The 11,597-nt window shown below is 57.2% G+C and carries 13 protein-coding genes and 1 tRNA gene; 3 read left to right on the forward strand and 11 right to left on the reverse strand.

Annotated features, from left to right (window positions below; translation table 11 throughout):
* The 8 genes from mobF to ASO19_RS00040 form a co-directional block, all read right to left on the reverse strand.
* The coding region (gene mobF / locus ASO19_RS00005) for a MobF family relaxase (protein WP_146046889.1) at positions 1-786 on the reverse strand (786 nt) is incomplete at its 3' end.
* Complete coding sequence (locus ASO19_RS00010) at positions 786-2,681, reverse strand: type IV secretion system DNA-binding domain-containing protein (protein WP_258036084.1); 1,896 nt, start codon at positions 2,679-2,681, stop codon at positions 786-788. The genes mobF and ASO19_RS00010, both read right to left, overlap by 1 nt.
* A complete protein-coding gene (locus ASO19_RS00015) occupies positions 2,678-2,914 on the reverse strand; it encodes a hypothetical protein (protein ID WP_258036083.1) in 237 nt (78 codons plus the stop codon). The genes ASO19_RS00010 and ASO19_RS00015 overlap by 4 nt, the downstream gene beginning before the upstream one ends.
* A gap of 336 nt (positions 2,915-3,250) precedes the next feature.
* Positions 3,251-3,832 carry a hypothetical protein gene (locus ASO19_RS09010; RefSeq protein WP_146046890.1) on the reverse strand — a complete coding sequence of 194 codons (582 nt, stop codon included), beginning with the start codon at positions 3,830-3,832 and terminating at the stop codon, positions 3,251-3,253.
* Positions 3,833-3,938: 106 nt separating this feature from the next.
* A complete protein-coding gene (locus ASO19_RS00025; protein ID WP_308455498.1) occupies positions 3,939-4,148 on the reverse strand; it encodes a helix-turn-helix transcriptional regulator in 210 nt (69 codons plus the stop codon).
* 115 nt (positions 4,149-4,263) lie between these two features.
* Positions 4,264-5,316 (reverse strand): hypothetical protein, encoded by a 1,053-nt coding sequence (locus tag ASO19_RS09015; RefSeq protein ID WP_146046891.1) that lies wholly within the window; start codon positions 5,314-5,316, stop codon positions 4,264-4,266.
* Positions 5,317-5,363: 47 nt separating this feature from the next.
* On the reverse strand, positions 5,364-6,515 hold the full coding sequence (locus tag ASO19_RS00035) for a tyrosine-type recombinase/integrase (protein WP_103765142.1): 1,152 nt from the start codon (positions 6,513-6,515) through the stop codon (positions 5,364-5,366).
* Between the two features lie 136 nt (positions 6,516-6,651).
* Positions 6,652-6,741: transfer RNA gene (locus tag ASO19_RS00040), tRNA-Ser, on the reverse strand.
* Between the two features lie 298 nt (positions 6,742-7,039).
* On the opposite strand from ASO19_RS00040, the gene rplU reads away from it, so the two are divergent.
* The 3 genes from rplU to obgE all read left to right on the forward strand — a co-directional run bounded on the left by rplU (position 7,040) and on the right by obgE (position 8,772).
* A complete protein-coding gene (gene rplU, locus ASO19_RS00045) occupies positions 7,040-7,354 on the forward strand; it encodes a 50S ribosomal protein L21 (protein ID WP_043559869.1) in 315 nt (104 codons plus the stop codon).
* 28 nt (positions 7,355-7,382) lie between these two features.
* The gene (rpmA, locus tag ASO19_RS00050; protein ID WP_043559867.1) at positions 7,383-7,649 is read left to right on the forward strand and encodes a 50S ribosomal protein L27; all 267 of its coding nucleotides are present in this window, start codon (positions 7,383-7,385) and stop codon (positions 7,647-7,649) included.
* A gap of 115 nt (positions 7,650-7,764) precedes the next feature.
* On the forward strand, positions 7,765-8,772 hold the full coding sequence (obgE, locus tag ASO19_RS00055; protein WP_103765143.1) for a GTPase ObgE: 1,008 nt from the start codon (positions 7,765-7,767) through the stop codon (positions 8,770-8,772).
* A gap of 68 nt (positions 8,773-8,840) precedes the next feature.
* On the opposite strand, the gene ASO19_RS00060 is transcribed toward obgE, so the two are convergent.
* From ASO19_RS00060 to ASO19_RS00070, 3 genes are read right to left on the reverse strand one after another with little or no spacing between them, the layout of a single operon-like run.
* The gene (locus ASO19_RS00060; RefSeq protein ID WP_103765170.1) at positions 8,841-9,431 is read right to left on the reverse strand and encodes a LutC/YkgG family protein; all 591 of its coding nucleotides are present in this window, start codon (positions 9,429-9,431) and stop codon (positions 8,841-8,843) included.
* An 11-nt stretch (positions 9,432-9,442) separates the two neighbouring features.
* Entirely contained in the window at positions 9,443-10,855 is a 1,413-nt protein-coding gene (locus tag ASO19_RS00065) for a lactate utilization protein B (protein ID WP_103765144.1), read from the reverse strand.
* Positions 10,852-11,595 (reverse strand): (Fe-S)-binding protein, encoded by a 744-nt coding sequence (locus ASO19_RS00070; RefSeq protein ID WP_043559860.1) that lies wholly within the window; start codon positions 11,593-11,595, stop codon positions 10,852-10,854. Before ASO19_RS00070 ends, ASO19_RS00065 begins: the two co-directional genes overlap by 4 nt.
* Positions 11,596-11,597 lie beyond the last annotated feature (2 nt).

The raw sequence follows: 11,597 nt of genomic DNA on the forward strand, positions 1-11,597 counted from the left end.
ATCCAGCGCGATCGTCTGTTTTTCGGCTGCACTGGCCTGAGCACGGGACTTTCCACGTTCCGCCAGTTGCGCCTCGATCGCCTGCGCTCTTTGGCTAAATGCCTCCAAGCTCTCAGAAGAGAGACCGGCAATCTCAAAGCTTGAATCTTTGCCTTTGGTGATCCCGTAGCCCAGCTCTGTCACCTCATGCGCCAATTCCTGGCGATAAAGCGCGCCAAGCTGCTTTTGGAGTTGATAAAGGGCCCGTGGTTCCAAGCTCCGCCATTGACCGTCTTGGCCCTGCGTCATGTTCAAAATGACGTTGTGACTGTGGAGCTGCGGATCGAGCGCGCGGCTCGTCCCGTGCCGGAAACTTGCAATCACAAGATTCTGCGTGACCTCACGGCGGACTTCTCCATCCTCCCGGATGCGGGTTGCCGCCAAATGCTGCTCGGCAAGGGCAAGGGTGCGCTGGACCGCTGCCTCATGGGCTTCGATGAGACGACGATCGCCCGCAACTTCCGCCATGACCGATACGGACTTTGGCGCACTCAACGTGAGATCCCACCCAGGGCGATGGCTCCATTCTCCATCGCGCTGGGTGCCCAGACGCTGATCTTTTGTGATCTGTCCATGAAGGAGGCGTGTAAACGCCTCCTGATCGACTTCTCCAGAGAGGCCCAGCTCAGCCGCACCTTTTCCCAGCCAGATAGACGGCGCAGTGCCATCCTCAGAATAATAGTCATCGGCCTCGTAATAGGCGCTGGCTTGTGCCGCATTGGTCAGTCCGGAGACGGTCGCCACCATCAGACAGGCCCCCGATCACGCGTGGGCTTGGGTGGAATGGCTGATGTCGGTTTTTGCGTCGTCTTGGATGGCGTTTTCTCACGGGCGGCGTCATCACGCACAGCATTCTGTCTGTCTTTTTTGCCCCAGAATGTTTTGGCTGGGTCGATTGCCTCAAAAGCTGCGGCTTTTGGAGCGCCACGGGCCGCAATGTGGTCTGTGCTGAGCGTGATCTGCGCCACCGGAAAACCATTCGGGAAGAGCAGATAACCGCGTCCTGGAGGGAGGCGGAACTGGCTCTCCATCACAGCAGGCCGGACTTCCCGCCGAGAACTCACGGTGATCTGGGGTTTGCGGGTCTTGGTATCCATCACGCCCGAGACGGTTTGGATCTCAACCTCGACCTTGCCGATCGTGGCAGAGGCGCGCTCTCGGCTTTCTGTATCTGAAAGCTGAAGAAACAGCTTCGTATTGCAGTTGCCCAAAATGGCCTGGGCATCTTGCTCGCCGTAGCGGCTGCGCATCTGGCCGATGGTCTGAAAGGTCAGAATGACCGCAGCCCCGAACTGTCGGCCTTGAGGCAAGAGACGCGTCATATTGTCAACGCGGGGAAGATCCGGGAACTCATCGAGCACAAACCACAAGCGCCGCGTGTTCGAAGGTGGCAGCGCCAAAGTCGCCGAGGCCGCGCATTCGAGCCAAAGCGCCATGAGCGGTTTGACCGCTTCAAAATAGTCCTCCTTGCGCGGCACAAAGACCCAAGGGGCGCGTGTTCTGCCTTTGTGCTTGTCCAGGCCACCGAAGAACGCTGCAAAGGAGAAGCTTGTCGTACCCGGTTCCGGCTCAGCCCGCAGGAACATCAGCAGATTGACCGCCTTGGCGAGCATGAAGAGCACGCTGGCTGTGGCGCGTTCTGCATCCTGGGCAAAAGTGCGCGCTGAGGAGGTATGGGCCAGCCATCGGCCCAGTTCCTCGCTCGTCATATATTGGAGCGCTTCAATCAGTGCGGTCGGTGTTCCCCGTTGTTCCTCCCAAAGCTGGCGCAAGATATTGGCGACCAGGATGCGCGCCGTCTCCAACCAGACATCCCGATCCCGGTCTCCGGTTTCGTTGATCAGGTAACGTGCCAGCCGCGCTGCATCCGCCGGATGCTGAATCTCGTCGAAGAGATTCCAATAGACCCCACGTGCGTCAAAGGGGCTGAGAATGATGTCGCCCCGCACGGGGTTATAATACTGAGCGACGAAACTGCCGGAGATGTCATAGACAATCGCAGGCTCGCCACGGGCTTCAATGCCATCAAGCATCTGGCGCATGGCTGTGGTTTTGCCGGACCCCGTCGAGCCATCCAGCTCAAAATGGCGGGTTTCAAAACCGCGCGGGATCGGCACTGATCCGATGAAGAGTGGTGCAGGGTCGTCGGGGTTGGCCGTGGCCTGGGCGAGCGTCTGGGCTGAGACCAGTTGCGTTCCGCTGATATAGCGGTCTGCCAGCTCAGCAGCGGCTTTGCGCTGTCGTTTGTCTTTGGTGAGCCAAAGACCCGCAATTGCGGCACCGCAACCCAGGATCAGGCCGATTGCGACGCGCTCCATCAGGCCAACCATGCGCCGCCGGAGCCAAGGCTCGTTCAGGACCTCTTGCGCGCCGGTGTCGTAGGTTTTGCCTTCAATACTCACGTGCATGGGCACGTCTTTGCCCGTCATCGCCATGACGGGGCGTTGCGCCTCTGCGTAGAGAAAAGGGCCTGCCAGGCGCAGCGTCTCGCGTGGTGTCGTGGCGATCCCGACTAAGAGTCCGCTTACAAGCGCTACAAACAAGATGATGAGGAACCCCTGACGGGCACGGGCACCGCTCTCGGCGCGTCGAAGGGCGCGCAAAGCTTGGGCATGCGCGCGTTGGTCAAGATCATTGCTCATGAGGCGTCTCCGGCATGAGAAAGCTGGCGCTGAAAAGCGGCCGTGATGTCATCACTGAGTTGGGTGTCATCGACACGGGCCGGAGTTGCCGCGCGGGCATAGACATAGGCTGCACAGGCCACATAGAGCGTGCGTTCTGTGAGGCGCTCGATATGGACAACGCGGGCGCTGAGGGCTCCAAGCTCTCGCGCGATCTCGTTGAGGAGCGGGGGCTGCCCGCGTTCGTCGATCACGCTCGCGAGTCCGCTACGCACGCAGAGCTGTAGGAGCGCATAAGGGGTCAGCTCGCGCGCCGCCGCGTGCTTGCGTAGAGCCTGATCAAGTGCTCTCGGCAGGCGCAAGGTGTGCTGGACCGTGCTCATGGCTGCACCTGCCCGTGTAGGCCATCCGCACTCTCGGAAAATCTAGGCGTTCCAAGGTGTCGAACAGAACCGCCGGATGTGTAGGCGGATCGCACGCGCTGAAAAGCGCAGCCCCAAGCCGCAGGCCAGTGCGTGGGGTGTGTTCTTCTTTCTGTGGCCCGAGACAAAGTCTCGGGTCGGTCGAACGGGAGAGAGACAGGTTGTCGTTTAGACACGCTGACCTCCTTTGGATGAGGAGGTCGAACGGCGCCGTTTCTGTGTTTTAGCGGGTGTAGGCCGTGTCTCTAATGAGTCTGGATGAAACACTGACGCCGTGTCGTCAAGAAGCGCGTCGAGATCGACTGTTGGACCCGGTGGATGGCGAGGCTCAGGGGTAGGCTCTCGCTCTTGGTACTCTGCGACCCAATCGACGATCGTGCTTTCGATGGCCTGCTGGATCTGTTGGTCCAGGTCGTGGGCGTCTTCTGGCGGGAGGCGAACATCGAAGCCAGGTGTCTCAATGATCGCGCCTGTTGGGCGGTAGGCTTTGCCTTGCTCCAGCAACGGGCCAGAGATGACGCAGGTCGATGTGGTGCCGTGATAATAGGCCAGAGGGGGTACGTCATAGCGAAACCAGTGCGACGTGGCGCAACGGTAGCTCTCACCGATTTTGTCATCAGTGATGAGCTTCTCAATGATGGGGCCAACCCCCCGAAGAATACGGGCAGGCGCTTTGACCGAGAGGGTCTGATCAGAGGCGGGCGATAGCCAGGACTGAAGGCGTGCAAAAGCACTCAGGAACACGGGCATGCGAGATCCTTTTCACGTTTGAGGACGCAAATTCGTGGAAGGGTGAGAATGTTCGGGAGGCCTGAGGCGGCGCGGCGCTTAACGACGCGAGCGCTACCTCAGGCCGTTAACGATAGGATTGGGTTGGGAGGCTCTTGAGCCAGTGCTCGATATCGCCGGAGCGCCATCGGACGCGGCCTCCGCCGACCATGATCGGCAGCGGGATTTGGGAGCGCTTCATCAGACGATAAATGCTCGATCGGCTACGATAGCCTGTCATACGCAGCACATCATCAATCGTGAGAAGAAGGTTTAGGTTCGTGTGTTGTGTCATCATGATCCGTTCCAAATGATGGGGAACGGATCAAACCTAAATCGTGCGACTCACCATGCGTGAGCTTTTACCCAAAAAAGACAGAAACCATACGGCGTAAAACGTAAGGCATTGGAATTTATATATTCTTATGCACAAAGCCATTGCGGATCGTCGCAAGCGCACGATCGCGTATCTTGTCGTAAGAATGGTATTTTCCATTCCCAAGGATCTTTTTGATCGTTTCTACAGGCTTTGGATCTCGACTATCTGTCGTCCAAATCGTTTCGATCGTCCCTTTCTGCTTCGAACTCTCGAGTACAGCGAGAACATACTCAGCCAATTCGTCCAGGGTGTCTTTTGCCCTTGCATCTGGAAGATTCATGACGGTTCTGAGGACAATTTTTAGCTGCTCAGCCGCATCGCCTGTTTTACGGGTTTCCCCAATATAGGCTGCAATGAAGGCATCTTGCTGATCTTTTGGAACCTCTGCAAACCAACGCCCGGTTCGCTTTGTTATGATAGCCACAGCCTTTTTGTGGCACACAGCTTTTTCGACCAATGTCTTCGATGTGTTGTTCTGGTTTTTCACGTCACAAGGCTGCTCAAGCTTATCTGTCGGCCAAGGTAAAGAGCCCGAAACGCGTCGGACCCAAACATCGCCATGATACGCCGTCCGCCAGTAACAATTAATCCAGCGGCGACGCTCATTAAAGTCTGCACCAGAGAACAACAAAATCCACCAGCGGTTCTGAAAAACATAGTTTGGAATGATACCCTGCGACGTTTTTGCTTCCCATTCACCCGATCGCAATGCTGCGATTAAGGGGCGCAACTCGGGAAAAGAGCTTTCATCCGGTAGGGTGAGCAACGGAACGCGAAAGCGAGTAAAATGAATTCGGTCGCACGCGTAGATTGAAAGAAAGAACGCACAAGCTGAAATTATAAAAATAAACAATATATTTTGATGAGAGGTTCTATGAAATATCTCATTGAGAACAAATGCTAGCGTAGATGCTAAAAGAAATATCGCTGAGAAAATTGAAACTAGATATCGAGCGAAGAAAATATAAGCCATCTGAACGATAGATGACTTCGAATAGTTTAATATTCGCCTTTTTCCGTCCGATGGACGATCAGGGTTTATAAAATATCCCCCAACGGTGAAGGCATTCTCCCACGGTGTGATCATGGCCCATTCCGCGCATTTCAGTTGAAAACCAGATCAACCTAAATGATTTATGATTTCGATTGCGAGCAAAACTGGGCCCAAGCCTCCATCATCACGCGTCGTTTATCGAGCAAGTTTCCTCGGCGATAAGCGGCCTCAACTTTATTTCCGATCGCATGGGCCAGGGCCATTTCAGCGATATCACCATCAAAGGTGGTTTCTTCCGCGACCCAGTCGCGGAAAGACGATCGGAAACCATGTGGGACGGCTTCGATTTTGGCGTCTCGACAGATTTTAGTCAGCGTCATGTCCGACAGCGGCTTCGCTCCTCGCTGTCCTGGAAAGACCAGAGGGCTCCGCGCCTCTCTATAGGCCGCAGCTTTCCGCAATAGCGCGAGTGCTGGTGGAGAGAGAGGAATGACATGCTCCCGGCCTGCCTTCATACGCTCAGCCGGAATCGTCCAGAGCGCATTCTCGAAGTCAATTTCATCCCATGTTGCGCCCCGGACCTCGCCAGAGCGTGTCGCCGTGAGGATCAAGACCGACAGGGCTAATCGGCCGATCGAGTCACCGTCTTGGAGATAAGACAGAAATTGCGGCACCTCCGCATAGGGAAGTGCAGCATGATGAACGGGCTTGGATTTAATTTTGGGAAGAGATTTATCCATCGCTGCGAGCGGCAATGGAAGAGTTCGGTAGCCTTTTCCAATAGCCCAATCCACGACGCTGCCAATGCGTTGACGGACCCGGCGCGCTGTTTCTGGTTTCTCCAGCCAGATAGGGGCAACAACATCGCGCGCATGATGCCCGTCGAGCTCCGAAATGGAGAGGTCACCAATCACAGGAAAGGCATAGCGCTCAAGCGTGGACAACCACTGAGCGCGGTGCTTCTGGTTTTTCCAGCTCGCCTTGTTCTCGGTGAAGACCAGAGAGACGGCTTCTCGAAATGTGGGAACACCGGCCTCTTTGCGGCGCTCTGAGACGGGGTCAATTCCGACCTCGACCTGCATTCGTGTCTTAACGGCACGCTCTCTTGCGAGGGCCAGGGGTACCTTCTTGACGCTGCCTAAGCCGATATCTCGCCTCTTGCCGTTCTTTTGGACGCGACAAACCCAGGATTTACTCCCCGAGGGAGTCACAACGAGATAGAGGCCATCACCATCACCATAGCGTCCAGGCTCTTTGGTGGCTTTTACAGAGGTCGCTGATAACCGGCCCATCTATTCCCACACTCCATACCACGCGAGCAGTGGGATACAGTGCAATTTGATGAGTTGGGATGCAACACGAAATGAGAGGATATCCGCAGAAATCCGCCATTTGTGATATTAATTAAAACTGTATTGTAAGGGTGATTGGCGGAGAGAGAGGGATTCGAACCCTCGGAACGCTTGCACGCTCAACGGTTTTCGAGACCGCCCCAATCGACCACTCTGGCACCTCTCCGGGGAACTGGAATGGAACAGGGGCAGCGCCCACCATCACCAGCTGATGGCCGGTGTTATGGCGGGATTTTACAGGATTGGCAAGAGGCAGCCCTCTTCCATCCCGCCTTCCCGCCACAAATCCTGCTTTTTTATTGACGGTACAGGAGAAAAGCAGTACAGAACCCCTCTGTTCCTACGGTTTTCCGCTGCTGGCGGGGCACCGTCTGAACCAATGACAAAAAGCGAGCAGGCCATCCTCCTTTCGCAGAAAGGAAGGAATACGGCCAGAGGCTTCGGTAACATAAAGAGAGTTTTGCATGTTTGCAGTCATCCGCACGGGCGGGAAACAGTACCGCGTCGCCAAGGACGCCATCCTGAAGGTTGAGAAGCTGGATGCTGAGGCTGGCAGCACAGTCACCTTCTCCGACGTTCTGATGGTCGGTGGTGAGGCTGGCACGAAGATCGGTGCCCCTCTGGTCGAGGGTGCCAGCGTGACCGCCGAGGTCGTCGCACAGGACCGTCTGCCGACCGTCATCATCTTCAAGAAACGCCGCCGTCAGAACAGCCGTCGCAAGAACGGCCATCGTCAGCCGGTCACCGTTCTGCGCATTACCGCAATCAACGCTGCGTAATTTCGCCCGTTCCTAAGGAGACACAGTCATGGCACAAAAAAAAGCAGGTGGTTCCAGCCGTAACGGACGCGACAGTGCGGGCCGCCGTCTTGGTGTGAAGAAGTTCGGTGGCCAGAGCGTCATCGCCGGCAACATCATCATCCGTCAGCGTGGCACCAAGGTGCACCCGGGTGAGAACGTTGGCATGGGGCGTGACCACACCCTCTTCTCACTGGTTGATGGCCGCGTGCGCTTCCAGCGTCGTGCTGGTGGCAAGGTACACGTTTCCGTTGCCCTGGCAGAAGCTGCCGAATAACGCACTCTGCCTGCCCTGACGGGCACAGAGCATGAAGAAGGGTCGGCTCCATCAGTGGTGCCGACCTTTTTTCTTCCTGTCCCTTTCCCCTCCCCCTTGCTGTGGCGGCCTTCCCATGAAGTTTCTTGACCAAGCCAAAATCTATGTCCGCTCCGGTGATGGAGGAGATGGCGTTGTCGCCTTCCGCCGGGAAAAATACATCGAATTCGGTGGGCCGGATGGCGGTGACGGTGGCCGGGGTGGCCACATCTATTTCCGTGCCGTGCCGAGCCTCAACACGCTGATCGACTTCCGCTATACGCAGCACTTCCGTGCCCGCAAGGGTGGTAACGGGGCTGGCTCCAACAGGACCGGGGCGGGAGCGGATGATGTCATCATTGATGTTCCCATCGGCACGCAGATCTTCGATGAAGACCGTGAGACCCTGCTGGCGGACCTTGATGAGGAAAACAAGACCGTCCTGCTCTGTCAGGGTGGCGATGGTGGCCTGGGCAACGCCCATTACAAGAGCAGCACCAACCGTGCCCCACGCCGGGCCGACAAGGGCTTCCCCGGGGAGGAACGCTGGGTCTGGCTCCGGCTGAAGCTGATTGCCGATGTCGGGCTTGTCGGCCTGCCCAATGCGGGCAAGTCCACCCTGCTCTCGGTGGCCTCCCGTGCCCGCCCCAAGATTGCGGATTATCCCTTCACGACCCTGCATCCACAGCTTGGTGTCGTGCGCCTCAATGCCATGGAAGAATTCGTCATTGCCGACATTCCCGGCCTCATTGAAGGTGCCAGCGAAGGAACGGGTCTGGGTGACCGCTTCCTCGGCCATGTGGAACGCTGTGCCGTTCTGATCCATCTGGTTGATGGGACAGATGAAAACTGCGTCCAGAACTGGAAGCTGATCCGCAAGGAACTGAAGGCCTATGATGAGGGGCTGGCAGCCAAGCCGGAGATTCTCGTCCTGAACAAATGTGACGCCCTGCTGCCGGAAGAAATCGAGGAGCGAAAGGCCGCCCTGGAGGCCGCCTCCGGTACCGAGGTTCATCTGCTTTCCGGCGTCAGCCGGGACGGCCTGCCAGAACTGCTACGCCATCTCCAGGACCGCGTGACGGCCTCCCGCAACGAAGGTCTCTGATCCAGAAAAAAAAGGGCCGTGCGACATAGTATCGCACGGCCTTTTCTGTATCCTGTTCCCGGAAGCCGTCAGGCCCAGATGACAGACAGGCTCCTCACACCCTGCGCCCCACGGATCAGGACGCCCTGAATGTCCGCCGTGGCGGAAGGGCCACTCATCAACACTCCATACCCTGCCGTCCGAAACTCGGAACGTTGCTGATAGGCATTGTGCATGTTGCCCACCAGCTCATCCTTCGAGAGCAGGACGATCAGATGCTGCGCCAGGTGGACATCGGCCAGATGGTCTTTCAGCTCCACCTCACTCAGGAAGACGCCACCCGTTTCCGCCACGCCAAAAGCAGCCCGCACGACCATCACATCCACCGTATCGGCCTGTTCGTGCGTTTCCAGGTCTTCAATCCGCAGCGTCCCTTCCACCTCCGGTACGGCGGTGCAGAGATTGCGCATCTCCGGGAACGCACGCCTGATGACCTGCTCGACCCCTTCCCCATCCTGCAAGGAGAGCATCTTGCCGCCCATCAAGGCCAGACTGGCCTCGAACCGTTCCGGGCTGGCATCCTGATCCCCCAATGTCACGACAGGCGGCAGCGGATAGGCCCCTTCCTGCGGAGACTTTTTTTCCTTCAGACGCTGCATGATGACATCACGGGCACTCATCGTCTCGTCACTCATGCCTGTGTCTCCTCATGCTGTGCCTTGGTCCTGTTCAGACGGTTTTTCTTGTACCAGCTGTGGAATGTCTCCTTCACCGGATGAGGCAGCTCCCGATGTTTGCCCCACGGATTCAGATAATTGTACAGCACGAAACGGGGCATGGTCTTCAGGGCAACCTCCGTCCCGCTGATGGCCAGACGGTACATGGTCGGCTGGGCCAGCAGCCGCCCCGCCATCTTCATGATCTCCCGTTTGACGAACGGAATTTCATGCCGTTCTGCCAGAACACGCCGCCATTTATAGAGCTGCTCGTGGATGTCGATCTTGACCGGACAGACATTGGTACAGCTTCCATTCATCGTGGAGGCGAAGGGCAGCGTGCTGAATTTTCTGGCGTTGAAGGTCGGGTCAATGATCGCCCCGATCGGCCCGGAATAGACGGACCCGTAAGACTGCCCACCAGACCGGCGATAGACCGGGCAGGTATTCATGCAGGCCCCACAGCGGATGCACTTCAGAGAGGTCCAGAAATCATCCATCCCCAGCCGTTCGGACCGGCCATTATCCACGAGGATGACATGCATCTCCCCGCCCTTCTTCGGCCTGCGGAAATGGGTCGTGTACTGGGTGATCGGTGAACCGAGCGCACTGCGGGACAGAAGGCGGATGAACACGCCAAGGTCCGCCATGCGGGGGACCAGACGTTCAATCCCCAGCGTGGCAATATGCAGGTTGGGCAGATTGGCACTGAGGTCCGCATTCCCCTCATTGGTGCAGACGACAAAGCTGCCCGTCTCCGCCACAAGGAAGTTGCCCCCCGTCATGCCCGTATCGCCACTCAGCAGGACCGGACGGGCCGCATTGCGCTGCGCCTCCGCCAGAGCGTGCGGGTCATCAATGTTCGGGTCGGTATTGTAATATTTGGCGAAGGTCTTCGCCACATCCGTTGTCAGCTTCTGGACAGCCGGAACGACCACATGGCTGGGCAGCTGGTTGTCCAGCTGCTGGATGCGTTCGCCAAGGTCCGTCTCCGTCACGCTGACGCCCTTTGGCTCCAGATACTCCCGCATCTCGCACTCATCGGTAATCATCGACTTGCTCTTGATGATGGATGAGTGGCCGTGATCCTTGAGAATCTTCTCCACGATGCGATTATGTTCCGCACCATCCCTGGCCCAGTGGACATGGATGCCATTGCGGCGGGCATTCTCCTCAAACTGCTCCAGATACTGGGGCAGATGGGCCAGCGTATGTTCCTTCAGCCGGGATGCCTGCTCCCGCAGCTCCTGCCATTCCGGCATGATGTGCATCTGCTCGTCACGCTTCTGGCGCATGTCCCACAAGCGTTCATCATGAAAGTGACGATGCGGCTCATCCTCCAGAAACTCCGCCGCCAGTTTGGCGTGAGGGACCGGTCTATTGCTCATGCCCTCGCTCCATTCAGAATTTCAGCAATATGGATGAAGCGGATGGGCACGCCATTGCGCTCGGCGCAGCCCTGCTGGTGCATCATGCAGGACGTGTCGGCAGAGACGATATACTCCGCACCGGCATCATGATGATCCGTCACCTTGTCCAGCCCCATGCGGGCAGAGACGGCCTCTTCCGTCACGGAATAGGTGCCACCAAAGCCACAACATTCATCCGGGCGTCGTGGTGCAGCAAAGGAAATGCCCTTCACGGCGGAAAGAAGGGTCTTGGGTTTGGAGAAAAAAGGCTCGCCCAGCTCGGACATGCTGGCCGTCCGCAGGGACCGCAATGTGGCGCAGCTGTTATGCAGCCCGACCTTGTGAGGGAACTCCGCCCACGGGAATTCACGCACCTTCAGAACATCATGAATGAACTCGACAAGCTCATATGTGTTCTTGCGCACATGCCGGACCTCATCCGTCTGCTCAATGGCATCAAAATTGTCCCGGATATGATGCACGCAACTCCCTGAGGGAGAGACAATCACATCATATTTCGAGAAATTGCGGATAAAGAGAGCTTCCGTCTCTTTGGCATCACGGTTGCACCCGGAATTCGCCATGGGCTGACCACAACAGGTCTGGTCCATGGGATACTCAACTTCCTGCCCCAGCTTTTCCAGCAATTCCAGCGTGGCAATACCCGTCTGGGGATAGAAGGCATCCATGTAACAGGGAATGAATAAACCTATCTTCATAA

The sequence above is a fragment of the Parasaccharibacter apium genome, from assembly GCF_002917995.1.
Classification (GTDB): domain Bacteria; phylum Pseudomonadota; class Alphaproteobacteria; order Acetobacterales; family Acetobacteraceae; genus Bombella; species Bombella apis.

Bases quoted from the DNA above. Each gene is read 5' to 3' on its own strand.
- ASO19_RS00060 (WP_103765170.1), bottom strand. From the start codon at position 9,431: ATGAGTGCCCGTGATGTCATCATGCAGCGTCTGAAGGAAAAAAAGTCT.
- ASO19_RS00070 (WP_043559860.1), bottom strand. From the start codon at position 11,595: ATGAAGATAGGTTTATTCATTCCCTGTTACATGGATGCCTTCTATCCC.
- ASO19_RS00025 (WP_308455498.1), bottom strand. From the start codon at position 4,148: ATGATGACACAACACACGAACCTAAACCTTCTTCTCACGATTGATGAT.
- rpmA (WP_043559867.1), top strand. From the start codon at position 7,383: ATGGCACAAAAAAAAGCAGGTGGTTCCAGCCGTAACGGACGCGACAGT.
- obgE (WP_103765143.1), top strand. From the start codon at position 7,765: ATGAAGTTTCTTGACCAAGCCAAAATCTATGTCCGCTCCGGTGATGGA.
- ASO19_RS00010 (WP_258036084.1), bottom strand. From the start codon at position 2,681: ATGAGCAATGATCTTGACCAACGCGCGCATGCCCAAGCTTTGCGCGCC.
- ASO19_RS09010 (WP_146046890.1), bottom strand. From the start codon at position 3,832: ATGCCCGTGTTCCTGAGTGCTTTTGCACGCCTTCAGTCCTGGCTATCG.
- rplU (WP_043559869.1), top strand. From the start codon at position 7,040: ATGTTTGCAGTCATCCGCACGGGCGGGAAACAGTACCGCGTCGCCAAG.
- ASO19_RS00035 (WP_103765142.1), bottom strand. From the start codon at position 6,515: ATGGGCCGGTTATCAGCGACCTCTGTAAAAGCCACCAAAGAGCCTGGA.
- ASO19_RS00065 (WP_103765144.1), bottom strand. From the start codon at position 10,855: ATGAGCAATAGACCGGTCCCTCACGCCAAACTGGCGGCGGAGTTTCTG.
- ASO19_RS09015 (WP_146046891.1), bottom strand. From the start codon at position 5,316: ATGATCACACCGTGGGAGAATGCCTTCACCGTTGGGGGATATTTTATA.